Origin of the sequence: Alcanivorax sp. HI0007 (assembly GCF_001635525.1) — a bacterium.
In the GTDB taxonomy this organism is placed as follows: Bacteria; Pseudomonadota; Gammaproteobacteria; order Pseudomonadales; family Alcanivoracaceae; genus Alcanivorax.
In genome coordinates this window covers 25,212-49,513 of record NZ_LWEJ01000148.1, presented here as the reverse complement: position 1 = coordinate 49,513, position 24,302 = coordinate 25,212, and the positions used below count along the sequence as shown (strand labels likewise).

Annotated in this window: 23 protein-coding genes; 11 read left to right on the top strand and 12 right to left on the bottom strand. The window is 60.6% G+C overall.

From position 1 onward, the window contains the following. Positions 1 to 77 precede the first annotated feature (77 nt). From A3714_RS07970 to A3714_RS07925, 10 genes are all read right to left on the bottom strand, one after another. Entirely contained in the window at positions 78 to 404 is a 327-nt protein-coding gene (locus tag A3714_RS07970; protein ID WP_063508942.1) for a Spy/CpxP family protein refolding chaperone, read from the bottom strand. 249 nt (positions 405 to 653) lie between these two features. Beyond that, positions 654 to 1,325: a response regulator gene (locus A3714_RS07965; protein ID WP_063508943.1), complete on the bottom strand. Its 672-nt coding sequence runs from the start codon at positions 1,323 to 1,325 to the stop codon at positions 654 to 656. After that, on the bottom strand, positions 1,322 to 2,674 hold the full coding sequence (locus tag A3714_RS07960; RefSeq protein WP_063508944.1) for an ATP-binding protein: 1,353 nt from the start codon (positions 2,672 to 2,674) through the stop codon (positions 1,322 to 1,324). Before A3714_RS07960 ends, A3714_RS07965 begins: the two co-directional genes overlap by 4 nt. A 99-nt stretch (positions 2,675 to 2,773) precedes the next feature. Next, entirely contained in the window at positions 2,774 to 3,337 is a 564-nt protein-coding gene (locus tag A3714_RS07955; RefSeq protein ID WP_062816751.1) for a cob(I)yrinic acid a,c-diamide adenosyltransferase, read from the bottom strand. A gap of 116 nt (positions 3,338 to 3,453) precedes the next feature. Continuing rightward, positions 3,454 to 5,358, bottom strand: a complete 1,905-nt coding sequence (locus tag A3714_RS07950) for a TonB-dependent siderophore receptor (protein ID WP_063508945.1) — start codon at positions 5,356 to 5,358, stop codon at positions 3,454 to 3,456. A gap of 220 nt (positions 5,359 to 5,578) precedes the next feature. Beyond that, positions 5,579 to 6,457, bottom strand: a complete 879-nt coding sequence (locus tag A3714_RS07945; RefSeq protein ID WP_063525683.1) for a ketopantoate reductase family protein — start codon at positions 6,455 to 6,457, stop codon at positions 5,579 to 5,581. Positions 6,458 to 6,618: 161 nt separating this feature from the next. Then, complete coding sequence (locus tag A3714_RS07940; protein ID WP_062816754.1) at positions 6,619 to 7,569, bottom strand: response regulator; 951 nt, start codon at positions 7,567 to 7,569, stop codon at positions 6,619 to 6,621. A gap of 99 nt (positions 7,570 to 7,668) precedes the next feature. After that, positions 7,669 to 9,213, bottom strand: a complete 1,545-nt coding sequence (locus tag A3714_RS07935) for an MFS transporter (protein WP_063508804.1) — start codon at positions 9,211 to 9,213, stop codon at positions 7,669 to 7,671. Positions 9,214 to 9,291: 78 nt separating this feature from the next. Continuing rightward, positions 9,292 to 9,594, bottom strand: coding sequence for an MGMT family protein (locus A3714_RS07930; RefSeq protein WP_063508805.1), 303 nt, complete (start codon positions 9,592 to 9,594; stop codon positions 9,292 to 9,294). A gap of 136 nt (positions 9,595 to 9,730) precedes the next feature. Next, a complete protein-coding gene (locus tag A3714_RS07925) occupies positions 9,731 to 10,492 on the bottom strand; it encodes an SDR family oxidoreductase (protein WP_063508806.1) in 762 nt (253 codons plus the stop codon). A gap of 354 nt (positions 10,493 to 10,846) precedes the next feature. On the opposite strand from A3714_RS07925, the gene groES reads away from it, so the two are divergent. From groES to rimI, 7 genes are all read left to right on the top strand, one after another. Beyond that, positions 10,847 to 11,137, top strand: coding sequence for a co-chaperone GroES (groES, locus tag A3714_RS07920; RefSeq protein ID WP_062816758.1), 291 nt, complete (start codon positions 10,847 to 10,849; stop codon positions 11,135 to 11,137). Positions 11,138 to 11,234: 97 nt separating this feature from the next. Further along, positions 11,235 to 12,878, top strand: coding sequence for a chaperonin GroEL (gene groL / locus A3714_RS07915; RefSeq protein ID WP_063508807.1), 1,644 nt, complete (start codon positions 11,235 to 11,237; stop codon positions 12,876 to 12,878). Positions 12,879 to 13,218: 340 nt separating this feature from the next. After that, positions 13,219 to 13,830, top strand: a complete 612-nt coding sequence (gene rrtA / locus A3714_RS07910) for a rhombosortase (protein WP_063508901.1) — start codon at positions 13,219 to 13,221, stop codon at positions 13,828 to 13,830. Between the two features lie 13 nt (positions 13,831 to 13,843). Next, on the top strand, positions 13,844 to 15,508 hold the full coding sequence (locus tag A3714_RS07905; protein WP_063508900.1) for a DUF3592 domain-containing protein: 1,665 nt from the start codon (positions 13,844 to 13,846) through the stop codon (positions 15,506 to 15,508). 169 nt (positions 15,509 to 15,677) lie between these two features. Then, complete coding sequence (locus tag A3714_RS07900; protein ID WP_062816762.1) at positions 15,678 to 17,225, top strand: 2-isopropylmalate synthase; 1,548 nt, start codon at positions 15,678 to 15,680, stop codon at positions 17,223 to 17,225. A 37-nt stretch (positions 17,226 to 17,262) separates the two neighbouring features. Beyond that, complete coding sequence (locus A3714_RS07895) at positions 17,263 to 18,012, top strand: hypothetical protein (protein ID WP_063508899.1); 750 nt, start codon at positions 17,263 to 17,265, stop codon at positions 18,010 to 18,012. Further along, a complete protein-coding gene (gene rimI, locus A3714_RS07890) occupies positions 17,993 to 18,481 on the top strand; it encodes a ribosomal protein S18-alanine N-acetyltransferase (RefSeq protein ID WP_063508898.1) in 489 nt (162 codons plus the stop codon). Before A3714_RS07895 ends, rimI begins: the two co-directional genes overlap by 20 nt. Positions 18,482 to 18,810: 329 nt before the next feature. Here the strand turns inward: rimI and A3714_RS07885 are convergent, their stop codons facing one another. Then, the gene (locus tag A3714_RS07885; RefSeq protein ID WP_063508897.1) at positions 18,811 to 19,230 is read right to left on the bottom strand and encodes a hypothetical protein; all 420 of its coding nucleotides are present in this window, start codon (positions 19,228 to 19,230) and stop codon (positions 18,811 to 18,813) included. Positions 19,231 to 19,374: 144 nt separating this feature from the next. On the opposite strand from A3714_RS07885, the gene A3714_RS07880 reads away from it, so the two are divergent. The 4 genes from A3714_RS07880 to A3714_RS07865 all read left to right on the top strand — a co-directional run bounded on the left by A3714_RS07880 (position 19,375) and on the right by A3714_RS07865 (position 22,531). Then, entirely contained in the window at positions 19,375 to 19,710 is a 336-nt protein-coding gene (locus A3714_RS07880; protein ID WP_063508896.1) for a DUF2834 domain-containing protein, read from the top strand. Positions 19,711 to 19,792: 82 nt separating this feature from the next. Beyond that, positions 19,793 to 21,376: a peptide chain release factor 3 gene (prfC, locus tag A3714_RS07875; protein WP_062816766.1), complete on the top strand. Its 1,584-nt coding sequence runs from the start codon at positions 19,793 to 19,795 to the stop codon at positions 21,374 to 21,376. A 451-nt stretch (positions 21,377 to 21,827) separates the two neighbouring features. After that, positions 21,828 to 22,226 (top strand): MmcQ/YjbR family DNA-binding protein, encoded by a 399-nt coding sequence (locus A3714_RS07870; protein ID WP_062816767.1) that lies wholly within the window; start codon positions 21,828 to 21,830, stop codon positions 22,224 to 22,226. 2 nt (positions 22,227 to 22,228) lie between these two features. After that, the gene (locus tag A3714_RS07865; RefSeq protein WP_063509063.1) at positions 22,229 to 22,531 is read left to right on the top strand and encodes a hypothetical protein; all 303 of its coding nucleotides are present in this window, start codon (positions 22,229 to 22,231) and stop codon (positions 22,529 to 22,531) included. Positions 22,532 to 22,693: 162 nt separating this feature from the next. On the opposite strand, the gene A3714_RS07860 is transcribed toward A3714_RS07865, so the two are convergent. Next, positions 22,694 to 24,121: a phospholipase D family protein gene (locus tag A3714_RS07860; RefSeq protein WP_063526941.1), complete on the bottom strand. Its 1,428-nt coding sequence runs from the start codon at positions 24,119 to 24,121 to the stop codon at positions 22,694 to 22,696. Positions 24,122 to 24,302 lie beyond the last annotated feature (181 nt).

The window sequence follows — 24,302 nt, the reverse complement described above, 5'->3', positions numbered from 1 at the left end:
CGGCAAAGAACAGACATTATCCCAGGTCTTTAATGGCCGGGTTTTGTGTATCGCGCGGGATAAGGCATTAGCGCGGGTTACTCTCCGCGCTTGCCCTTGTTCTCCTTCCAGTTTTCCTTGCGTTCTTCCCAGCGTGCCTTGCGTTGCTCTTTCATCTCAGCCAGCTTTTCCTGCTGCGCCGGGGTCAATACCTGGTTCATCTTGCTTTGTGTTTCTTCGTGCAAGGCTTTCATCTTTTCGCCCTGCTCCTGAAAAATCGCTTTGAGCTGGGTGCTTTGCGCTTCGCTCAGTTCCAGTTTCTTTTCCAGACGCTCGACCATGTGCTCCCCGCCTTTATGACCGGGGCCATAGGCAAAAGCGGAAGTGGTAAAGATAGCCAGGGCAACAATAGCCAGTTTCTTCATGATGCTCTCCTTGTGACTCAGTGAGTCCCTGTGAATGTGTGGGATCAGTATGGGCGGGAAGCGTGCAAGGAATATGCAGGAAAAAAGGAAGAAGCAGTGACAAGCTACAAGCCCCAAGATAAAACGTGAATCCTGGATTCTGTGCTTTTCAGCGCTGAGGCCGCGCCCAAAGTAGGGGCGCGGCCTCAGCGGTTTTCGATCATAAAACCTTTCACCATGTTGCAGCTTGAGGCTTGTCGCTTGCGGCTGTTATGGCTGCTCCAACCGGTATCCCACTCCGTAAACACTGCCGATCCAGTCATGGGATGCGTCACCCCCGTCGCTGAGTTTGCGGCGCAGTTTGCGGATGTGGCTGTCGATGGTGCGGTCGGACACTACCCGGTGATCCTGGTAGATTTCATCCATCAACTGGTCCCGGGACCAGATACGGCCGGGGTGGCGGGCCAGGGTGGCAAGCAGGGCAAACTCAATGGCGGTGAGAGCGACCCGCTGTGAACCCATGACGGCCTCATAACGCTCCTCGTCCAGAGTCAGGGTGGGGGCGGAACTGTCTTGGTGCGGATTGGCCCGGCGCAATACCGCCTTGACCCTGGCCACCACTTCCCGGGGGCTGAAGGGCTTGCAGATATAATCATCGGCGCCCAGCTCCAGGCCCAGCAGACGATCCACTTCATCCACCCGGGCGGTGACCATCAGGATCGGCACCTGGCTGTGTTGGCGAATGGCCTTGCACACTTCCATGCCATCACCATCCGGTAGCATCAGATCCAGCAGAATGGCCTGAAAGTGTTCCTTTTTTGCCAACGCCATGGCCTGCCTTGCGCTGTCGGTCTGCTCGGTGTGAAAGTGCGCGTGCTGGAGATAGTCCGCCATCAGTTGTGACAGGCGGGGCTCGTCTTCCACGATCAGGATGCGATTCATGGGGCGCCTCCCGGCAGGGTAATGCGGATGCGAACGCCGCCCAGAGGACTGTGTGCTGCCGCAATGGTGCCGCCATGGGCTTCAACAATCCGCTGGCAGATAGCCAGCCCCAGGCCGGCCCCGCCCGTGCGGCGGTTGCGAGAGCTTTCCACCCGGTAGAGATGATCGAACAGGCGGGGCAGGGCATGGTCGGGCACGCCGGGGGCGCTGTCGTCGACAAGGAGTTCCCAGTGGCCTGACTGCTGTGTCAGGGACAGGCTCAAGGTCCCGCCGCTGGCCGTGTACTTGAGCGAATTCTGCATCAGGTTGTCCAGCAACTGGCGAATACGCACCGGGTCCATATCGATAACGGCTCGGTCGGGAAGATGGGGTTCCAGGCTGATGCTCTGCTGGCTAAAGCTGTTGCGATAACTGTCGATCACCTCGCCAAGCAGGTCCGCCAGATCGTCTTGATGGAACTGGTAACGCAGATTGCCACCGTCGGCCAGCGCCAGATCGTGCAGGTCGTTGATCAGGTGGGTGAGCTGGGCCACTTCTCCTTCCAGGGATTTGATGAACGCCGGGCTTAGAGGGCGAATACCATCGCTGATGGCTTCCAGTTCGCCCTGCAGGATTGCCACCGGGGTGCGTAGTTCGTGGGCGATGTCCGAGAACCAGCGTTGACGGGCTTGTTGCCCCTGATCCAGGCGCTCTGCCAACTGATTCACCTGTTCAGTGAGCGTACCCAGTTCGTCCCGGCGCCGGCTTTCCAGACGGGCGCTGTAATGGCCTTCCTGGAGATCGCGGGTGTGCTTGGACAGGGCCAGAATCGGAGCCACCAGGTGGCGAGCCAGCAGCCAGGAGACCAGCAGTGACAGCAAGACACCGACAAACAGCATCCAGCCGATGAAGCGCAGTTGGCGGCCCATGAAGCGCTGGTCCAGCTTGTCGCGGATGGCTTCCTGATCCGGGTAAGTCAGGTAGCCAACGATACCAGGGCCGACCTGGACGGGGATTTCCGAACGGAATTTCGGTGGCACTGGTGGGCCCAGCAGCCGCTGCCGATGTGCATCCAGCAGTTGCAGGTGGCGGTGATCAGCACGGCTGTCCCGGTCATCATCCCGGTCGCCGGCCAGCCGGTAGAGTCGTTTAAGCAGGCGGGGATCGTCCATCAGGAATTGCCAGCCGCCACGCTGCTGGTAGAGCAGACCCAGATGATCTGCCAGCCTTTCTACCTGGGCCTGCTGGCGTTCATCCAGATAGGTTTCCAGGCTGCCCAGAAAGGCCAGGTAATAGAAACCGCTGGCCGCCAGGGTGAGCACCAGGAAGGTGGAAAGGAAAATGACAAAGAGTTTGTTGCGGATGCCCATGGCAAAACATCGTCAATCCGGGCTTACAGTGTAGCCCGGGCCTTTGCTTTTGCGTCAGGGTTGCACAATGTTTTCACAATGGCCGTTGCAAATTGTTCCTCAGCCTTTCGGCGTCCAAAGCGTCTCCGGCGATTCCTGGCGCAAATTGATCACCCGGGCCATCACGAATAGCAGATCAGAAAGGCGATTGATCAGAGCCAGGCTGACCGGATTGACGGCGTCTTCGTCGGCTTCCAGAAGGGCAACAAGGTGGCGTTCGGTGCGCCGGGCGACCGTGCGACAGTGATGGCACCAGGCGGCATCCGGGTGGCCCCCGGGGAGAACGAACTCTTTGAGCGGCGGCAGCTCCGCATTGAAGGTATCCGCCCGGGATTCCAGTTCCACCAGATCGTGATCGTCGATGACCCGGCGACCGGGGATCGCCAGCTCGCCGCCGATATCGAACAGCAATTGCTGGGCCAGGCCAAGCACGGTATCCAGATCCGTATCCAGGGACCGGGCTCGCAGTACCCCCAGGGCGCTGTTCAGCTCATCCAGCTCACCCAGTACCTGAATGCGCGGATGCCATTTGCTCACCCGACTGCCATCGGCAAGCCCGGTGTCGCCACGGTCGCCGGTGCGGGTAATCACCCGGTTGATGCGGGTCTTGTCCTTGTCGCTCATGGTGGCTCCTGATGGGGGCGCGTATCACTCTTTTCCCGTTGGAGCCTTGCACGCAAGGCGAAGCGTTAACCTCATTCGCCTTGCGTGCAAGGCTCCAACGGGGTTGGGGTATGACCTTAGAATTCCACGCCAAACGCGGCCCGGTAATGACGTTCCGGTAACGGATACAGCGTGGCCGTGTTTGTGGTGTTGCTGAAGTTACCGTAATCCACCACCTGGTGATCTTCCAGGTTGTAGACCCCGGCCTTGAGGTACATGGCCCGGTAGCGAGCAGTCAGCTGCAGGTCCGTGGTGCGGTAGTGGTCCAGTTTGCGGAAGCGGTTGTCCAGGTCCCCGTCGAACCGTCGATCCCCCACATAGCGGTGGCTGATCTGGGTGGACAGCCAGGACAGGGCCTGCCAGTCGGCAATCAGTTGCATCGTCTGTTCCGGCACCAGCGGGACATCGTTGCGGTCGAAGGGGCCACCGTCGAAACGGGCCTGCTGGGCGCTGGCATTGATGGTCAGCATCAGGTCCTTGTCCAGCCGCCAGCGGGAGTTGATGCTGACGCCCTTGTGCACGGTGCGGTCATCCAGATTGCGGTTGGAACCAAAGGCACCGACGGTTGGGTCGAAGACGATCTCGTTGTCGATCTCGGCCCGCCAGAAAGTCAGGGTGGAGTGCTGACGTCCCTGGGACCAGCTGGCCCCGGCGGTGTAGCCCTTGCCGGTTTGCGGATCAATGGGGGGATTGAAAGGACTCAGTTCATCCACATTGGCAATACGCACACTGCGCTGGGCGCCGGCGAACAGGGCCAGGTTGCCGGTGAAGGTATAGCGAATCCCGCCCTCGTACATTTCGCCGTCCTGCTCCTTGTCTTGTCCTTCGCCGCTAAGGGTGCTTTCCAGCTTGCGGGCCCCGGCGCTGACGGACAGTTTCGGAGTCAGGCTGACCAGGTTGTGCAGATACCAGGCCCGCTGGCTCTGTTCCAGTTCCCGGTCACCGAAACTGGTCTGGCTGTCGTAGTCGTATTCGTTCAGATCCAGACCCAGGGTCCAGTTGTGCACTGCGCGACCGGTGGTGTGCTGACCTTCCAGTTTGGGGGTGACGCTGATGCTCTCTACCACGGTTTCCCCCACGCTGCCGCTGGAAACGTATTCAAACGCCTGCTGCTGACGGCGTTTGCTGGCTTCCAGGGTCAGCGCGGTGTTACCGCGCAAGGCGATGCGCAGGCCCGGCATCAGCCAGTAATTGTCCTGTTCGGCATCATCGAAGGGAGTGTCGGTCCCCTGTGGGTCATTGCGAAATTGCGCGTCGGTGCGACCGCCGGGCAGGCCCAGTTCCTGGTCTTCGCCGCTGGCGGTGAAGTAGGCTTCGATACCTTCCTCCTGGTAGCGCACATCGGCGAAGGCGCTGTGATTGCGCACCGCGTTGTTGTCCCGGTACCCGTCGCTGTCCAGGGTGCTGATGGCCACAGCGCCGCTCAGGTTGCCCTGCTGGCCGGTGGCATAGCCGCTGCCGCCAAGGGTGCCATAGCTGCCGCCATTCACTTCCAGCCCGGCGCTGTTTTCATAGCGGCGGCGGGTGATGATATTGATCACCCCGCCCACGGCGCCATTGCCGTACAAGGCTGCACCCGCGCCAGGAAGGATCTCGATACGCTCAATGGCGGCCAGGGGAATGCCACTGAGGAAGGGGCTGGCCAGATCAATATTCGAGAGGCGGCGACCATTGAGCAGGATCAGGGTGTTCTGGTTGGCGGTGGCGCCAAAGCCCAGCAGGTCCAGGCTGGCCTCGCTGCCGTTAATGCCAAAGAGCTGACTGGCCTGCAGGCCGCCCACGGTATCCAGCACTTCTGTCAGGTTGCTGGCGGGCATGCTGGCCAGGGTTTCCCGGTCCAGGGTCAGGGTGCCGGTGGGCAGCTCCCCGGCCAGGCTGGGATGACTGGCGCCACTGACTTTTACCGCCTTGATTTCGTTATCAGCCAGGGTCAGGCCGCTGGAGGCAATCAGGCCTATGGCCAGAAGATGTCGAGGTTGCATCGGTGTTCCACGAATCCAGAGAAGTGCCCGCTACGATGGCGAAAAACCGCGTCTAATTCCAGTGCTGATGGGTAAAAGCCGCAGCGGTCGGGATGACTCAGAAAGGGTAGGGCGGGGGGCATTCAGGTTCGAGGTTCGAGAAGCGAGTTTCGAAGAGCAAAACCATGACCACCGGGAAAGCCTGGTTGCCGCTTCTTGAACCGGGTATTTCGTCACGGTTTTAGCGCACCGTTAGTGCCGTGACCACCTGCCTGTTGGCGGGAACTGCCAAGCCCAGTTTCTCTGCCTGCTTCACCAGCCAGCCATTGATGGCATCCACCTCCGTGGGAGCGCCCCGTTGCCGGTCAGCGCGCATGGAGGAGGTGTTGCCGGCGGTGGCCCGGGCCACGGCGAGCACATTGTCCATGGAATGACCGGGCCATGCCGGGTCCAGGTGCTGCAGTATCTGATCTGCTTCCCGGCAAAGTTGCTGGGCCTGTTCGCGCAGGGCCGGGTCGTCACTCACCCGGCCATTGGGCACATCGTGGAGGGCGGTCAACGGATTGATTACCGCATTGGCGACCAGCTTGTGCCACTGGCGCGGGCGGATATCGTCCTCCCAGTGCAGGTGGGGCCAGTGTTTGGCCAGGGTGGCAAACCAGTCAGGCAGGGGGCTGCTGCCACCCAGCCAGGTGGCATTTTCCGCCACCACGGTATGGGTGGGGTGTTGCCCTTTGACGGCGCTGGTGGTGATCGCCTCCATCAGCTGACAGCCCGCTGGCAATAAACCGTCCAGGGCGCCGATGCCGTTCTGAAAACGCAATACCCGGGTGCCGTTATCGAGACGGTCAGCCACGGTCGCCATCGCCTGGCGGGTATATGGGGTTTTGACGGCCACCAGTAAATGGTCGATCCGGTCGGGCAGGGCCGCAGGCGCCAGCACAGGCAGTGAAAAGGCGTGCGGCTGTCCGTCCGGCAGCCAGAGCGTTTTTTCCAATGGCGAGGCGGTGGCGTCACGAATCACGGTGATCCGGTGCCCGGCCCGGGTCAGATACCAGGCCGCCAGCGAGCCCATATTGCCGGCCCCGAGCAAAAACCAGTGGGGAAGAGTGTGTGGCATGGTGTCCAACCGCAAAGAATGGTTTTGTACCACAGCCGGCACAGAGAGCACAGAGATCGGGGAGATTGTTGTCGGCGGATGGCCGTGAGCGGCAATATCAGATTGAAAGCGGGAACCGGGTGTCGACGCTCAAAACCGGGACGCGGTGGGGCGGCGTCAAGTCACACGTTGGCGGTGGCCGAGACAATGCGTCGTTCGCTGAGGGACTGATCCAGCTCCACCAGGGCCTGGTCGAACATCTGCTCGGCACTGCCATGGCCTTCGGAGGCAGCGATTGCCATGCTTACCTGCAAGCTCAGAAAGCCGGCAGCGGTCTGGTAGGCCCGGTGGTTGAGCCCTTCATACAAGCGCCGGAAACCGGTGGGATCGCAATGGCTCAACTGGGGTTGCCAGGTGATCAGGGCAAACTGGTCGGTCTGCAACCGGCAGAGATGATCCATGGGACGCACCGACTGGCGCAGGCGCCGGCTGAACGCCAGGACCCCCTGCTGCATTACCTTGTCGCCCCGCTGGGCACGCAGGGCCTCGAAGTCTTCCAGGCGCAGCATCAAGAGGCAGGCGGCGCCGCCCCGTTTTTCTGCCTGCTTGAGGGTATTCTGCAGGGCGCGGAGGGCGTCCTGGCGATTACCGAAACCGGTGAGGGGATCGATGAGGGCGTGGCGTTTGAGCTGACGGTTTACGGTCAGCATGCGCTGGTAGTCGGTTTGTATGCGGTTGTGACGCTGAATGATCCGGTCTGCCGCCATCACCCGGTGATGCAGTTGCTCGGTCATGGCGGATTTGGACACAAAATCGTCCACGCCCTGGTCAAAGGCCTGTTGCAAGGCCGCCACGCCTTCGCGGGCGGTGAGTAGCAGCACATAGGTGTAGCGATTGCTGGCTTCGTCGTTTTGACGAATGCGACGGGTCAATTCCAGGCCGTCCATGCCGGGCATCAGCCAGTCCGCCACCACCAGGTCGGCGGGTTGTTCGGTCAATTGGCCGAGAGCGTCCTGGGCGCTGTGGGCGTGGCGAATGCGGGTATAACCGGCAGTGGCGAGGGTGCGATTGACCACCGCCGCCGAGAAGCGGGCATCGTCCACCACCAGAATATCGAGTTCCGAGTCACTCATCCGTGTGTTCTTATTGTTGTTTTTTGTAAGTGTCCACTATAGCCGGTTTGTCAATTGATTGAAAAGTATACTGTCTCCCTGCCGGGTCGGGGCGCTGCCTTACTGCCGGAAGGCCTCATGGCGCTGGATCAGATAGATCAATCCCAGCACCGGCACGCCCATCAGGCTGGCCAGCAGGAAAAAACCGGGATAGCCCAGGTTATCCACCATGCTGCCGGAATAGCCGCCAATGGTTTTGGGCAGGAGCGTCATCAGGGAGCTGAAAATGGCGTACTGGACGGCGGTGAACGACACATTGGTCAGCTGGGAGAGGAAGGCCACAAAGGCGGCGCTGGCCAGGCCAGCGGTCAAGTTATCGGCAGAGATCACCGCATACAAAATGCGGATATCGTGGCCCGCGTAGGCCAGCCAGAGAAACAGCAAATTGGTGGCCACGGTCAGGAATGCCCCCAGGTAAAGCACGCGTATGACCCCGTGTCTGACCGCCAGCAGCCCCCCCAGAAAACCGCCTGCGATGGTCATAAACAACCCGAAGGTTTTTACCACCCCGGCAATCTCGGTTTTGGTAAAGCCAATATCTTCAAAGAAGACATTGGAAATCACCCCGAGAACAATATCCGAGATGCGGTAAAAACCGATAAACACCAACAGCAGTAACGCCAATCGTTTGCCGTAACGCTGGAAGAAATCTCTCACCGGTTCCAGGTAGCTCTCGGTGACCAGACGCGTTTCATACAACGGTGTCAGCGAGAGGGCCTTGATCACCATGGCAACCGTCAGAATGGCCAGGGTAAGGCGAAGTGTCTCCACGATCAGCCCGGACAAGACCCCATTGTGGAGAACGTCAGTCAGGGTGGTGCGCAGGGCCGTGGCGAGCTCGGCGGTCATGACGTAGACGCTGATAAATGTGGCAATACCGGCCACAAAGATGGTCAGGAATTTCAGGTATTGGCTACTGCTGTACTGGTAGGGCGATGTTCTGGGATTGTCAGGCTCACGAATAATCAAGGTGGTAATGGCGCCAACCAGCATGGTTAGGGCCATTAACGCATAGGTGGTTTGCCAGGCGGGATAACTGTAGGCCTCGCTGGTTGAGCCCAGCCAGCTTGCCAGCACCAGGGAGCCGGCACCTGAGGTGAGCATGCCTATCCGGTAGCCGGCGATATAGGACGAGGACATCAGCGCCTGTAATTCTGCCCCGGCAGACTCGATGCGATAGGCATCAATGACAATATCCTGCGTGGCTGCGGTAAACCCGAGCATTACCACGGCAAAGGCCATCAGATTCAACGCGCCGGGTTGTGTGGGATCCACCAGAGAGATACTGAAGACGGAAATGGCCACCGTGGCCTGGGCTACCAGCAGCCAGGCGCGACGGCGTCCCAGCCAGCGTGTCAGGCCGGGGATGGGTAAGCGGTCAATCAGCGGCGCCCAGAGAAATTTGAAGGAATAGGCCAGCGCGGCCCAGCTGAAGTAGGTGACGGTGGAGCGATCAATGCCCGCCTCGCGAAGCCACAAGGATAACGACGAGAAGATCAGGAGTAACGGAATGCCTGCAGAAAACCCGTAGAAGAACATGGTCACTACACGGGGGTGCAGGAAGGCTTTCAGGGATTGCTGCCAACTGGTCGATTGTGGGGGCATAAGTCTCTTGGCGGATGTTGCCGATGGGCGAAGGGCTCATCATAGACACTTTGTCCGCAAGGAGCGATGCGGGGGGCATTACCGGCCCAGGAAATACTGGCGGGGTACCCGGCCGCTCAGGACGGTGACATTTTCGTTGCGCAGTCGCTGTACCTGTTCTTCCCCTGCCGGCGTGCCTGCCAGGGCTATCCGGCCGTCTCCACGCAAGACCCGGTGCCAGGGCAGACGGGTGTCGCTGGGCAACTGGCTCATCAGCCGACCCACAAACCGGGCATGGCGGGGAAAGCCCGCCTGCCGGGCCACGGCGCCATAGCTGCTCACCGTGCCAGACGGAATGGCGGCAACAATCTGGTAGACGGCGTCTCGGAATGCAGGGTCCATAAAGGCAGCTTCAAGCCACAAGTTTCAAGCTACAAGGAAAACATGAAAGAAGACAAAAGGGCAGGCCCGAAGGCGTGCCCTTTTGTGTGGCCAGCACACCATGCTGGCTTGCAGCTTGCAGCTTGCAGCTTGCAGCTCAGCGAAGCCCGCCATCCATATCGATACAACGGCCGGTGAAGTAATCGGTCTCGAAAATAAAGGCCACGGAGCGGGCGATGTGTTCCGCTTCACCCAGACGCTGCAGGGGCACGGCCTGAATCAGGCGTTCACGGGCTTCCGGCTTCATGGCGGCCAGCATGTCGGTGTTGATGGTGCCGGGGGCCACGGCGCCGGTACGGATGTTGTAGCGAGCCAGTTCCTTCGCCCACACCTCGGCCAGGGCAACCACCCCGGTCTTGGCGGCGGCATAGTTGCTCTGGCCGAAGCTGCCCTGGCGAGCCAGGGAGGAAATGTTGACGATGACCCCTTCCTCGACACCCAGCTCCAGCATTTTGGCTGCCGCTTCGCGACCACACAGGAACACGCCGGTCAGGTTCACGTCGATCACCGCCTGCCATTGTTGCAGGCTCATCTTGCTGATCACTTCTCCGTCCTTGGCCTTTACCAGCAGACCATCGCGGGTGATGCCGGCATTGTTGACCACGCCGTGCAGGGTGCCGAAGTCGGCCACCACATCATTGAACAGTTTCTCTACCTCTTCCTCCTTGGCCACATTGGCCAGGTAGGCACGGGCTTCACCGCCAGCGGCTTCGCAGGCCGCCACAGTGGCGTCCAGGTCTTCCTGGCTAAGGTCCACGCAGGCCAGGCGGGCGCCCTTGCCGGCAAAGTAGGTGGCAATACCCCGGCCAAGGCCGCGGCCGGCGCCGGTGACAACAACCACTTTCTGCTTCAGATCCATGGTGATTCCTTGCAATGTCGGTTCACGATGGCCCGGATTATGGTGGGCTGACCCTGCCTGGCCAATGACCGGATTGCTCAGTGACTCACAAAAACGGCAAACGACACTCCAGGGTTGCCCCACCCGGCAAAGGATTTTTCTTCTCACCCCTTGAAACCTGACGCTGCGGCCCCACTCCTGTGTCCTGCAGGCGGTCGCGGGACAGGCGCTTTCAAAGGTCACTTTCCCTATTGACTGCACTGGCATCATTACTATGATTAGCACTCGACTCGTTAGAGTGCTAATTCGGACTGCCGAGCTTCGCTTCCGCGAGCTTGGATGTCATCAGAACTAAAACTGGGAGTTTAAGGAAAAATGAGCATCCGTCCTTTGCATGATCGCGTGCTGGTTCGCCGTGAAGAGGAAGAAACCAAGACCGCCGGCGGTATTGTGCTGCCCGGTTCCGCTGCTGAGAAGCCGTCCCGCGGCGAAGTGATCGCGGTGGGTAACGGCAAGATCACCGATAGCGGTGATGTCCGTCCGCTGGACGTGAAAGCCGGTGACAAGGTGATCTTCGGTCAGTACGCCGGTAACACCGTGAAGGTGGACGGCGAAGAACTGCTGATCATGAGCGAATCCGAAATTCTGGCCGTGGTCGAAGGCTAAGCGCTGAAGACCGGGTACGAGAGCCAAGAAAGAACACGAACGCCCGCAAGGGTATTCACCCCATTCCGGGGTAAAGATTTGCAGAGGTAAAAGAACCATGGCGAAAGAAATTCTGTTCCGTGACGAAGCCCGTCAACGTATGGCCAAAGGCGTTAACATTCTGGCTGACGCGGTCAAGGTAACCCTGGGCCCGAAAGGCCGTAACGTGGTGCTGGAAAAATCCTTCGGTGCACCGTCCATCACCAAGGATGGCGTCTCCGTGGCTCGTGAAATCGAACTGGAAGACAAGTTCGAGAACATGGGCGCCCAGATGGTGAAAGAAGTGGCGTCCAAGGCCAACGACGAAGCTGGCGACGGCACCACCACCGCCACCGTGCTGGCCCAGGCGTTTGTTAACGAAGGCCTCAAGTCTGTCACCGCCGGCATGAACCCCATGGACCTGAAACGCGGTATCGACCAGGCCGTGGCCGCCGTGGTGGAAGAGCTGAAGAAGCTGTCCACCCCGTGTGACAACACCAAGAGCATCGAGCAGGTGGGCACCATTTCCGCCAACGCCGATAAATCCGTGGGTGAAATCATCGCCCAGGCCATGGAAAAAGTGGGCCAGGAAGGCGTTATCACCGTTGAAGAAGGCCAGTCCCTGCAGAACGAGCTGGACGTGGTTGAGGGCATGCAGTTTGACCGCGGTTACCTGAGCCCCTACTTCATCAACAACCAGGAGAAGATGCAGGTCGAGCTGGAAGACCCCTACATCCTGCTGGTGGACAAGAAGATCTCCAACATCCGCGAGCTGTTGCCGGCCCTGGAAAATGTGGCCAAGGCAGGCAAGCCGCTGCTGATCATCGCCGAGGACATCGAAGGCGAAGCGCTGGCGACCCTGGTTGTGAACAACATGCGCGGCATCATCAAGTGCGCCGCCGTGAAAGCGCCGGGCTTCGGTGACCGTCGCAAGGCCATGCTGCAGGACATCGCCATCCTCACCGGCGGTACCGTGATCAGCGAAGAAGTGGGCCTGAGCCTGGAAAATGCGTCCCTGGAAGATCTGGGTACCGCCAAGAAAGTGAACATCGACAAGGAAAACACCACCATTGTTGATGGCGCTGGCCAGCAGGTTGATATCGATGCCCGCGTGGAGCAGATCCGCAAGGAAATCGAGAACTCTTCTTCTGACTACGACAAGGAAAAACTGCAAGAGCGCGTGGCCAAGCTGGCCGGCGGTGTTGCGGTGATCAAGATCGGTGCGGCCACCGAGATTGAAATGAAAGAGAAGAAAGCCCGTGTGGACGATGCCCTGCATGCGACCCGTGCGGCGGTAGAAGAGGGTGTGGTACCGGGCGGCGGTGTGGCCCTGGTTCGCGCTCTGGCCAACGTCGGCACCATCAAGGGTGACAACGACGAGCAGAACGCCGGTATTGCCCTGACTTTCCGTGCGCTGGAAATGCCCCTGCGTCAGATCGCCTACAACGCCGGCGCTGAAGCTTCCGTGATCGTACAGGAAGTGCGTAACGGCAAAGGTAACTACGGTTACAACGCGGCCACCGGTGAATACGGTGATATGCTGGAAATGGGTATCCTGGATCCTGCCAAGGTAACCCGTTCTGCACTGCAGGCAGCGGCCTCCATCGCCGGCCTGATGATCACCACCGAAGCCATGGTGGCGGACAAGCCGGAAGAAAACGGCGGTGGCGCCCCGGATATGGGCGGCATGGGTGGAATGGGCGGTATGGGCGGCATGATGTAAATCATCCCCCTCGTCACACGCTCCACAGAAAACCCCGCCTTGTGCGGGGTTTTCTTTTATGGGGCATCTGTCCTGAACCCACCGTAGGAGCGTCGCTCGCGGCGCGATAACCAGCTCTGGACCAAAAGCACTTTTACCACAGAGCGCACAGAGATCACCGAGTAAAAGAACAGGTTTGCTCGGTGATCTCTGTGCGCTCTGTGGTAAATCTGTATTTTCAGACTTTGGGTTATCGCGCCGCGAGCGACGCTCCTACAGGGAGGCTGTTGGGGCTCGGCTTGGGTTGCACCTTCTATTGCCGCCTCCCCATAATGTCTGCTCTCTTTCAGCCGGTACCTCCATGCAACCCAGAGACAACAAACTCCGCCTGCACTTCGCCCTGATGGTGATCCTCATGGTGGTGTTGGGTCTGGCCCATGCATGGGTTAACCCCTGGCTGGGGTTTGATCGTGGGGCCATCGAGCAGGGTCAGATCTGGCGGCTGCTGACCTGCCATCTGGTGCATCTCAATCACTGGCATATGCTGCTCAATCTGGCCGGGCTGGTGCTGTGCGGTTATTTCTTCACGGACCTGCTGGATCGAGCGCGTTTCTGGAGCTGGCTGCTGTTCTGTGGGTTGGCAACCGGTCTGGCGCTGTATTTTCTGGATACCGGTTTGCAGCACTATGTGGGGCTCTCCGGTATCCTTCATGGCTTGTTGGTTTTCTGTCTGTTACTCGGCTGGCGGGGGAACCCCTGGTTGCATTCGCTGGTGTTACTGGTGATCGCCGGGCGCATTGTCACTGAGCAGCAGGCAGGCTATGACGTGGATTATCTCCGTAGCTGGATCGACGGGCGGGTCTATGTGAATGCCCACCTGTACGGTGCCCTGGCCGGAGTATTGTTGTTTGGGGGAATCACCGGTGTCGAATACCGCAGAAAAAACAGAACAGGACGGGCAGAAAGACGATAAGGCATCAGGGTGTATGACCATCCTGTTTCCCGGGGTTTTCCTGGTGGCAGGCCTGGCGGTGATGTTCTTTGTGGGACTCAAACCCGTCTTTCAATACTGGCATTCCAGTAGCTGGGACAGGGTGCCGGCCACCGTGCTTAGCAGTACTCTCAATCGCAGTTATTCTGACGGTTCCACCACTTACAGCGTCAGCGCCCGCTACCGCTATGACTATAACGGGCGAAGCTACGCCAGCGATACGGTGAGCCAGTATGGCGGCAGCGATAATTTCGACGATTACTGGCAGCGTCTGGCCCGCCGTCTGGAGTCGGCTCGCACCCACGGACGCACCGTCTTGGCCTGGGTCAACCCGGCGAATCCGTCCGAGGCGTTTCTGGATCGCACTCTGCGTTGGGGGTCACTGGTGTTTGGCCTGGCCTTCGGTGGTGTCTTTGCCTTGGTGGGCGGCGGCCTGATGTTTCTGTTTAACCGGGACAGCAAGGGCAAGGCCGAGCTGGCAGATGGCGGCCAGTACCACAGCAATGAGAAATCCGGTCACTGGTTTCTGGTGGGCTTTGGCGCCATTTTCATCCTGCTGCCGTCGCCAGCGTATCTGGCCGTCTGGGACAAGGTCAGCCGGGGTGACTATGCGATTCTGATGGTGCTGCTGTTTCCCGCCGTGGGCGCCGGCATTGCCTGGGCAGGCTTGAAAATGCGCAGTAATTACCGGTTTTTCGGCCCCACTCCCCTAGAACTGGACCCGGAACCGGGACATGCCGGGGGGCAGGTGGGTGGCGTCATCCGCCTGGGCAAGGCACTGCCCCGGGAGACGGACATGGACGTATGGCTAAGCTGTATCCGTGGCCGGGAAAGCGGCAGCGGCAAGGACCGCAAGACCGTGGAAGACATTCTCTGGCAGATTGACCAGCGGGCCTTTTGCCAGCCCGCCCAGCAAGGCAGCGATATTCTGTTCTGTTTCGATGTGCCGGCGGAGCAGCCGCCGACCTCCGGGAGTGGCCGCAATTATATCTGCTGGCGCGTAGAGCTGGAGGGCAGGGTAGAAGAGCGCAAGCTGAAACGCAGCTGGGATATCCCGGTGGTGGCAGGGCAGGGGGAAAGCCGTTTCCGTCTGCCGGAGTCCCATGTCATGGCCGACCAGCGCGAGCGTCAGGTGGATGCGCTGGAGTCCGCCAACGAACAGATCCGGGTGGCGCAGACCGGCCAGGGTCTGCACCTGGAAAGTCGTCCGGGCCGACACCTGGGCATGAAGCTGGCGCTACTGGTGTTTGGGGGTATTTTCGCCGCCGTGGGCACTGGGCTGTTTATCGCTGCCGCCAGCGAGGGTTTCATGCTGTATTTTATGGGTGGCATCTTCGGGTTGATCGGCTATGCCATTGTCGGCAGCACCCTCTTTACGCTGGGGCGCGGACTGGATGTGTGGATTCGCGGTGGAGAAGTGCGCAGCCTGCGCCGCTGGCTGGGTGTGCCCCTGTTTACCCGCAAGGGACAGCTGCTGAGGGCGGAGCAGGTCGTGCTCAAGACCGGCATGAGCAGCACCACCAATGGCCGCCGCACCGAGTACATGACGCTGATCGCCGAGGTGGATGGCAAAAAGATCCGGCTGGCGGAGGGGATTGCCGGGCGAGAGGCCGGTGAAGCCCTGCGCGAGGCCGTGCTGCGCACCCTGCGACTGGTGTAGAATTCAGGGAAACCCCAACGACAAATCACCGTAGGAGCCATGCTCGCATGGCGAAGAGGCTTCGGGTTGGCAACCGAGTGGCAGGGAACTGGCCACCGTTGTTCGCCCTGCCAGCACAGTTCCTACAGCTCGGTGAGCTGGATGGCTCACCCGCCAGAGAGAGACCCCGATGAGCAAAGAACGCCTGATTATTTTCGATACCACCCTGCGCGATGGCGAGCAGAGCCCCGGCGCCACCATGGATCAGGACGAGAAGCTGCGTATCGCCAAGGCCCTGGAACGGATGAAGGTGGATGTGATCGAAGCCGGCTTCGCCATCGCCAGCCAGGGGGACTTTCTGTCGGTGAAGGCCATTGCCGACACCGTGCGCGAATCCACCATTTGCTCCCTGGCCCGTGCCAAGGCGTCGGATATCGACCGGGCGGCAGAAGCCCTGGCCGGGGCAGAATCCGGGCGCATTCATACCTTCCTGGCGACCAGCCCGATCCATATGCAGCACAAGCTGCGCTTGGCGCCGGATCAGGTGGTCGAGCATGCGGTGGCGGCGGTGAAGCATGCCCGCAATCATATGGGGGATGTGGAGTTTTCCTGTGAGGATGCGGGCCGTTCCGAGCTGGATTTCCTGTGCCGTATCATCGAGGCAGTGATCGATGCCGGCGCCACCACCATCAACATTCCTGACACAGTGGGCTATGCCATTCCCGAGCAGTTCGGTGACACCATCGGCAAGCTGCTCACCCGTATTCCCAACGCGGACAAGGCGGTGTTCTCTGTCCATTGTCACAATGACCTGGGGTTGGCGGTGGCCAATTCACTGGCCGCAGTCCAGGCCGGTGCCCGGCAGGTGGAATGCACCATCAACGGTCTCGGTGAGCGGGCGGGGAATGCCTCACTGGAAGAAATCGTCATGGCGGTCCGTACCCGCCAGGATCTGTTCAACGTGGACACCGGCATCAACGCCAAAGAGATCGTGCCCACCTCGAAAATGGTGTCGCAGATCACCGGCTTCCCGGTGCAGCCCAACAAGGCCATCGTTGGCGCCAACGCCTTTGCCCATGAGTCGGGCATTCACCAGGACGGGGTGCTCAAACACCGGGAAACCTACGAGATCATGTCCGCCGAGGATGTGGGCTGGCATACCAACCGGATGGTGCTGGGCAAGCATTCCGGCCGCGCTGCCTTCCGCGCTCGCCTGGACGAGCTGGGCATCACCTTTGCGTCGGAAGCGGCCATGAACGAGGCCTTCCAGCGCTTCAAGGATCTGGCTGACAAGAAACACGAAGTGTTCGATGAGGACCTGCAGGCGTTGGTCAGCGATACCAAGAAAGCCGCCGAAGAAGAGCGTTTCAAACTGGTGCTGCTGGAAGCCACGGCGCGCACCGGCGAAACCCCGGAAGCACGTATCGTGCTGACCATTGATGGTCAGGAGCGTGAGGCCACCTCCACCGGCGCCGGCCCCGTCGACGCGGCCTTCAAGGCCATCGAGATGCTGGCGGAAAGCCACAGCACCCTGCAGTTGTATTCGGTGAACGCGATTACCGCCGGCACCGACAGCCAGGGTGAGGTAACGGTGCGGCTGGAAAAGGGCGGGCGAATCGTCAACGGTCACGGCGCCGATGTGGATATCATCACTGCCTCGGCCAAGGCCTACCTGAATGCGCTGAACCATTTTGCGGCGGGCCTGGAACGGGCCCACCCGCAGGCGGCGGATGTATGAGTCTCTGGTTGGACATCCGACCGGTGCGGAGCGCCCTATGAATGAAGCCCAGCGACAGCATTACCTGAAAGCCCTGGGGTTAACGCCCTGGGTGGCCAGGGCGCCGTTGCCCGGTGCCGCGTCCTCGCCGCTGCTGGACTGGGAAGACGAGGAAGAGCCGCCTGCGGCAGTGGCATCACCAGCGCCTGCTCAGGACGCTCCTGCCCCGGCTTCGCCGCAGACAGCGGCCCCTGCTGCCAATGAGTCGCCGGTTCAGGAAGCTCCGCAGAGTCCATCGGCGCCCAAAGCCACTACCGATACCCCGGAACCGGCACCATCCGTACCGGCAGTCGCCAGAGGCAAGGGTCTGACCTTTACCCTGGAGGCCCATCTTGGCGGTGATACCTGGTTGCTGTGCGCCCAGGAAGACAGCCAGGCACCGGGGCTGGGACGTTTTGAAGCACCGCTGATGGCCAACCTGTTGGCCCTGTTCCAGGCCCGCCCTCAGCGCCCGCGGCGTTTCTTCTGTCCGCTGACCGAACAGCCCATGCCCGCAGAAGAAGCGGCCCAGGCGCTTTCGGCTTTTATTTCCGGGCTGTGTGAACAGTCGGGTGGCGAACGGGTATTGCTGTGCTTGCCGGAGGCCCTCAGTGAGGCGCTGTTTGATCAGCCCCGCTACCAACCCTTCGAGTTAGGGGGGCGCCCGGCGCTGGTGGTCAGCAGCCTGGCAGAAATGCTGGCGGAGCCGGCGCAGCACAAGAAAGCCAGCTGGCACGCCATGCAGGCAAATGGCTTCCAAGGTGGGTGAGCGGACCCGCGTGGCAGCCATCCGCGCCATGGAGCTGGAAGACGTGGACGCGGTTATGGTCATCGAAGCCGCCGTCCAGCTGACCCCCTGGAGCAGCACCCACTTTCGCGATTGCCTGGGTAACGCCAATTATCTGTGCCAGGTGGCCACCGTGGATGATGTCCCGGCGGCTTTTCTGATCCTGTCGCGAATCCTCGACGAAACCCATGTGCTCAACATCGCAGTAGCCCCGGCCTGGCAGCGCCATGGCATCGCCCGGCGATTACTGCAACAGGCCCTCGACGCCGCCCGCGCTGATGCCATGACCGTGGTCTATCTGGAAGTACGGGAAAGCAACCAAAGCGCCCAGGCACTCTACCGCCAGCTGGGCTTCGAAATCTGCGGCGTGCGCAAGAACTACTACCGCAAGGGGGAAGGGCACGAGAACGCGGTGTTGATGCAGTGCCTGCTCTCCGGCGAACATAAATAGTTAGCTACGAGCTACGCTGGTTGGATAGGGAAAGGTTGGGAAGTTCCCGAGATCTCGTCATTTCTACGAAGCCGCTGTAGGAACGGAGCGTAGCGGAGTAACGCACGTAGTTCCGTGCGGCCCGAAGGGTGAGCGAAGCGAATAACACCTCTTGAGGTGCGAACCGCGATTGCGCGGAAATCGTCCGCTGGGCGATCAGGAATCTCAAGGCTCGACAGGTTCCAGAAAGAATGGTGGTCAGACCTTGATCTTTGTCGCCTCGCTCCGCTCGGTTCGCGGCTCGAGAGCCGCTCCTACAGCAGGCAAGGTGCGATTCGAACAGCTTCCCTTTACTCCTGAATCGGCATCCAGCCGTTTTCCGAGTCCCGGAAGGTAATTACCCGCTGGCGCTGGAAGGTGTCGCCTTTCTTGAAGTTGCCATGCTCCATGCGCAGGGCGCTGAGGGTCATGATCATGGCGAAGCGATCCATGCCGGACAGATCTTCATTGCCCTTGATCTTGTCGGTATAGCCGCTCAGGTCATCTCTGGCTTTCAGCTGGTAATCCACCTCCAGGGTGTAGCGGCCGTCGCCGTCATCGTAACCGTTGCGCTTTTCCACATCGGTCACCGACAGCAGGCCGGACAGATGAGCGTTGTCCAGTTCCACTTCCAGCGCTTTACGGGCATCACCCGCATCCGGAGTACGGCTGCAGGCCGCCAGCAGGGTGGCGAGGAGGAGGGCAGAAAAAGCGCGAAGATAAACAGACATGGCCGGGCATCCTTGTGGTTCTGGAACCGACACTCTAGCACTGCTTTCGGTCAGCTCTGAAGTATCGTTTTGGAAAGGTGGACACCCTCCGGGAAATCCTCAAGGATAGAGTGATCAAGGATGGCCATTGCGAGGACTGAGTCTGTGTCAGAGAAGCTGTTTCGTCGACTTTTATTGCTGGTAGCCCTGGGCTTTTGTGTGGTGTTTGCCGTACTGATTATCCCGCCGCTGCTGGCCAATCCGGATATTGTTGCCGCTGCTGCCGGCGGTTTTGTGAATCCCTTTGCCGCAGGTTACGCCACCGATGTGATCCTGTGCTGGGTGGTGCTTGCCATCTGGGTGATCTTCGAGCGCCAGCGCTACCAGATTCGCGGTGGCTGGCTGGCGTTGCTGCTGGGGGTGGTGCCCGGGGTTGCGGTGGGCTTTGCCCTCTATCTGCTGATGCGCCAGCGCCAGCTGAAAGGCTCCGGTATCGTCTGACAGCGCGGTGCTACCCGCTGATACGGATTCGCAAGGCTGCTATACTCGCGCCTCGCAAATATCCAGTCAGAGTCGGAACCCCATGAGCCTGCAAGACCAGGTGGCCAAGCGCCGCACCTTCGCGATCATTTCGCACCCGGACGCCGGTAAAACCACCATTACCGAAAAGCTGCTGCTGTACGGAAACCTGATCCAGAGTGCCGGTACCGTTAAGGGCAAGAAGTCCGGAAAACACGCCACCTCCGACTGGATGGAGATGGAGAAGGAGCGGGGCATTTCCGTGACCACCTCGGTGATGCAGTTTCCCTACAAGGGGGCCACGGTCAACCTGCTGGATACCCCCGGCCACGCCGACTTCTCCGAAGATACCTATCGCACCCTCACCGCCGTGGATTCGGCGTTGATGGTGATTGATGCCGCCAAGGGCGTGGAGGAGCGGACCGTCAAGCTGATGGAAGTGTGTCGCCTGCGTGACACGCCGATCCTGACCTTCATCAACAAGCTGGACCGGGATGTCCGCGACGGCATTGAAGTGCTGGATGAAATCGAGGACGTGCTCAAGATCGAGTGTGCCCCGGTGACCTGGCCCATCGGTATGGGCAAGAGCTTCAAGGGCGTCTATAACCTGCTCACCGACACCACCGTTCTCTACAAGACGGGCCAGGGCCACACCGTGCAGGACGTGCGCGAAGTGAAAGGGCTGGACAATCCTGAGCTGGACCAGGCCGTCGGCGCGGACTACGCGGAAGAACTGCGCGAGACACTGGAACTGGTGCAGGGCGCCAGCCACGAATTCGACCTGGAGCGTTTTCTGGCCGGCAAGCTGACCCCGGTGTTCTTCGGTACCGCCCTGGGCAACTTCGGTGTGGATCACATGCTTGATGGTCTGGTGAACTGGGCGCCGCCGCCCCAGCCCCGGGACGCCACCGCACGTACGGTGGCCGCCGACGAACCCAAGATGACCGGTTTCGTGTTCAAGATCCAGGCGAACATGGACCCCCGTCACCGGGACCGTATTGCCTTCATGCGCATCTGTTCCGGCAAGTACCAGAAAGGGATCAAGCTCAAACAGGTACGCACCGGCAAGGACGTGCGTATCCCCGATGCGTTGACCTTCCTGGCCGGTGAGCGGGACAACGTGGATGAGGCCTTCTCCGGCGATATCATCGGCTTGCACAATCACGGCACCATCCAGATCGGGGACACCTTCACCGAAGGGGAAGAGCTGGCGTTCACTGGTATTCCCCACTTCGCCCCGGAACTGTTCCAGCGCGTGGTGCTCAACGATCCGCTGAAGAGCAAGCAGCTGCACAAGGGACTGACCCAGCTGGCGGAAGAGGGGGCCACCCAGGTGTTCTTCCCGCTGCGTAACAACGACGTGATTCTTGGCGCCGTGGGCACCCTGCAGTTCGATGTGGTGGCTGCGCGGCTGAAAGGCGAATACGGCGTGGATTGCCGCTATGAGCCGGTGAGTGTGGCCACTGCCCGCTGGATCGAAGCCGACAGTGATAAAGAGCTGGCGGCCTTTGAACGCAAAGCTTATGACAACCTGTCCCGCGATGGCGCCGGTCACCTGACCTATCTGGCGCCGACCCGGGTGAACCTGCAGCTGGCCCAGGAACGCCATCCGGAGATTCTGTTCCGCGAAACCCGGGAAATTTCCTGATAACAGGGCGCATGCCAACCCCATCGCGAGCCTGCGGCGTGCCAGTTCCGGGGCGCCAATGGGCTTGCGGTGGTGTATTGAGCATGGCTTTCATGGCGCGAGGCTGCTCATCGCGTGACATTATTTTTCATTAACCCGGGTATTCCCCGCTGCCGGGTTGTCGCGATCCTTTCCGCAAGCGGGTAAACTCTCGGCCTGTTTCGGCCCCACCTCACAAGGGTACTGTCGAAGCTCAAGACCCCGGCTACCCGCCGGGGTTTTTTATTGGGCGGATGCGCCCGGGGCCCGGGCAACATGCTCATCAGTGCCCACCTGTTGTTCCGGTGCAAACGACCGGTTGTGCGGTAGGCGGTGGGTAACAGGGGCGGTATCATCTCCATGGCCGTTGCTGCCAACGCGACACGGACAGGCGACGGTTTCTCAATGGCCGGCCAACCAGGACACCGGAATCATGGACGTAAAAGCCGCTGAAGCCTACCTGCTGAGCAAGCCGGAAGCGCGCAAGGATTTTCCCTTTGGGCCGGATGTGGCGGTCATGAAAGTCCGTGACAAGATGTTCGCGACGCTGAGTGAAGAGCAGGGCCAAGGGCGCATGAATCTCAAGTGCGACCCGGACCAGGCCCAGGCGCTGCGGGATATTTTCGCGGCGGTGACTCCCGGTTACCACATGAACAAGAAACACTGGAATACCCTCAAGCTGGATGGCTCCATCCCGCGCGGGGAAATCGAGCGCATGATCGACCATTCCTACGCCCTGGTGGTGGGCGGCTTGCCGAAAAAAGTGCGCGAAGGCATGGCGGTCCGGCACGGCCGTGAGGCACTCTACGGACAACAGGAACAGGAGCGTTAACGGTGGCAGTGATTATTGGTGGTCTGATCGTTATCTGGCTTGGCCTTGGCATGGGCGGCGCCGTTCTGCGCTGGCTGGGCATTGAGCTGCATTACCCGGCTCGATTGGCGGCCCCCTTGTTGCTGGCAGTACTGGAGACCGTGCTGTTCCTGGTGTTTGTACCCGGCACCGACCTGCTGCCGGAAACCTGGGATTGGCCCATGGCCGGCGGCCTGGTTGCCGCCGCCTGGTTGATCAATGGAGCCGTCTCTGGCCTCGACTGGCACCGCAACCGCCCGGTGAAAGAATCCCCGGCGACGGAATAGATCCTCGTTTTCTGTAGGAGCGTCGCTTGCGGCGCGATAACCCAGCGTATGGAATCGCGCCGCAAGCGGCGCTCCTACTGGGGCCTTTGCGATTACAAAGAACGCGCCTTGTTTTTCCTCAGTGTCCTCTGTGCCCTCTGTGGTAAAAAAATCGCCTTTGCCCTAAAAACTGCTCCACCCGGTAAATTCCATTACCCGGTACACCCAGTACTTCCAGCTTGCTTCGTCCGCGTACACCCCGTAATCGGTACTGTGCTTCTCCCCGTCACGATTGTCCCAGCGTCTGGCAAAGGCGGATCGGGCATTCACCATGAATGCGTGATCCGTTTTCGCCAGCACCCGCACGCTGCTTTCCAGGTTCAGGTTGTCCAGATTGCGGCGGGTGAAATTGGCGGAGCCGATGATCACTTCCGAGCGTTCAGCGCCTCTGCGCAACAACATCTTGGTATGGCACTGCTCGCCCTGGGTGTTGCACCAGCGCACTGTAATGCCCGCTGCATGGAGTTCTGCGCCCACCTGGCGGTTGGGGATGCCGTTTTTCTGGCGGCCGAACGCATCCTTGTTGGGGTCCAGCAACACGCGTACGGCAACGCCTCGCTCATGGGCTGCCAATAGCGCCTTCACCAGGGGGCGGTGGGACAGGTAGAACACCGACACATCCAGCGCTTCACCGCGCTGGCTGCGGGACACGGCGGCCAGCAGGGCGTCGCGGATGGCGCCCTCGGTGAGTACCTGCAGCTGGGCGGCGGTGGTGTCCGCTGTGGGGCCGGTGGGGACGGGGGGCAGATCCGGGAGCGGAACGCCTGCCATGCGAACCACCGCCAGTTCGCTGTCCAGCAGTTCCGCCACGGCCGGGCCCTGGAAAGTGAGGCCCAGATTGCTGTGGGCACTGCTGGCATCGTGGGGGTTGGCGGTGGTGACCAGAGCGGTCCACCGGTCGACTTCATCCACCACCAGGGTCTTGCGGTGGTTGGCCTTGAAATTGAGCAAGGTCAGGTAGCTGCGCAGGGTGACCTGGCCGGGCCCCATGGGGTTGGGCAGCAAGCCCCCCTCGTTGCTGTTGCCCAGCCACTGACAGCAGATCCGCCAGATCCCGGACCAGCTCGGATTGGAGTCGCGTAACCGGTGCAGGGGCGTGGTGGCCACCACCACCCCGGCGTTTTCCAGGCGCTCCAGGTGCTCGCTGTGCAGGCCGCCGTAGAGGGTGTTGATGGGATCGGTGATCAGGACAACGGGCAGATCCGGTTGCTGCTGTTTCTTGGCCACCAGTGCCCGGGTCAGCTGCTCGGACAGGGGCCGGTAACTGGCATCATCGGCGCCCTGAAAGGCGTTGAACAAGAACATGTCCACGACCACCAGTTGCCGGGCCTGTTCGATCAACCGCAGGGCCTCGTCGAAAATGCGCTGACGCATGCCCCGGCCGCCATCGGCGGTTTCCCAGGTGTCATCCACCAGCAGATTCAGCCCCATGGCAGGGAGCAGCGGTGATTCCTGGGCGAGACCGTCCGGCAGGGGTTTGTATCGGTGCCAGAGGGCGGTGCAGGCGATCAGCGCCAGCAGCAAGAGCAGGGCAAGTTTCAGTCGGATCATGGGCGGTCCATCCAGCGGTTGCGGCTACCTTAACAGCCTGGCTCGTGGGGCTGAACCTTGGCGGATCATTCTGTGGTACATTCGTGCAACATTCTGCAAAGAATGTCCCCTCCTGTTAACTATCGCGCAACCGCACATCAACAGTAACTCGACCCCCGGTCCTCGAGAATGGGTTAACACT

Excerpts from the sequence above, each read along its gene's own strand:
- A3714_RS07860 (WP_063526941.1), bottom strand. The coding sequence starts at position 24,121 with ATGATCCGACTGAAACTTGCCCTGCTCTTGCTGCTGGCGCTGATCGCC.
- A3714_RS07945 (WP_063525683.1), bottom strand. The coding sequence starts at position 6,457 with ATGCCACACACTCTTCCCCACTGGTTTTTGCTCGGGGCCGGCAATATG.
- A3714_RS07870 (WP_062816767.1), top strand. The coding sequence starts at position 21,828 with ATGGACGTAAAAGCCGCTGAAGCCTACCTGCTGAGCAAGCCGGAAGCG.
- A3714_RS07940 (WP_062816754.1), bottom strand. The coding sequence starts at position 7,569 with ATGAGTGACTCGGAACTCGATATTCTGGTGGTGGACGATGCCCGCTTC.
- A3714_RS07970 (WP_063508942.1), bottom strand. The coding sequence starts at position 404 with ATGAAGAAACTGGCTATTGTTGCCCTGGCTATCTTTACCACTTCCGCT.
- A3714_RS07905 (WP_063508900.1), top strand. The coding sequence starts at position 13,844 with ATGACCATCCTGTTTCCCGGGGTTTTCCTGGTGGCAGGCCTGGCGGTG.
- A3714_RS07965 (WP_063508943.1), bottom strand. The coding sequence starts at position 1,325 with ATGAATCGCATCCTGATCGTGGAAGACGAGCCCCGCCTGTCACAACTG.
- rimI (WP_063508898.1), top strand. The coding sequence starts at position 17,993 with ATGGCTTCCAAGGTGGGTGAGCGGACCCGCGTGGCAGCCATCCGCGCC.
- groES (WP_062816758.1), top strand. The coding sequence starts at position 10,847 with ATGAGCATCCGTCCTTTGCATGATCGCGTGCTGGTTCGCCGTGAAGAG.
- A3714_RS07950 (WP_063508945.1), bottom strand. The coding sequence starts at position 5,358 with ATGCAACCTCGACATCTTCTGGCCATAGGCCTGATTGCCTCCAGCGGC.
- groL (WP_063508807.1), top strand. The coding sequence starts at position 11,235 with ATGGCGAAAGAAATTCTGTTCCGTGACGAAGCCCGTCAACGTATGGCC.
- A3714_RS07925 (WP_063508806.1), bottom strand. The coding sequence starts at position 10,492 with ATGGATCTGAAGCAGAAAGTGGTTGTTGTCACCGGCGCCGGCCGCGGC.
- A3714_RS07885 (WP_063508897.1), bottom strand. The coding sequence starts at position 19,230 with ATGTCTGTTTATCTTCGCGCTTTTTCTGCCCTCCTCCTCGCCACCCTG.
- prfC (WP_062816766.1), top strand. The coding sequence starts at position 19,793 with ATGAGCCTGCAAGACCAGGTGGCCAAGCGCCGCACCTTCGCGATCATT.
- A3714_RS07930 (WP_063508805.1), bottom strand. The coding sequence starts at position 9,594 with ATGGACCCTGCATTCCGAGACGCCGTCTACCAGATTGTTGCCGCCATT.
- A3714_RS07900 (WP_062816762.1), top strand. The coding sequence starts at position 15,678 with ATGAGCAAAGAACGCCTGATTATTTTCGATACCACCCTGCGCGATGGC.
- A3714_RS07955 (WP_062816751.1), bottom strand. The coding sequence starts at position 3,337 with ATGAGCGACAAGGACAAGACCCGCATCAACCGGGTGATTACCCGCACC.
- A3714_RS07960 (WP_063508944.1), bottom strand. The coding sequence starts at position 2,674 with ATGGGCATCCGCAACAAACTCTTTGTCATTTTCCTTTCCACCTTCCTG.
- A3714_RS07935 (WP_063508804.1), bottom strand. The coding sequence starts at position 9,213 with ATGCCCCCACAATCGACCAGTTGGCAGCAATCCCTGAAAGCCTTCCTG.
- A3714_RS07895 (WP_063508899.1), top strand. The coding sequence starts at position 17,263 with ATGAATGAAGCCCAGCGACAGCATTACCTGAAAGCCCTGGGGTTAACG.
- rrtA (WP_063508901.1), top strand. The coding sequence starts at position 13,219 with ATGCAACCCAGAGACAACAAACTCCGCCTGCACTTCGCCCTGATGGTG.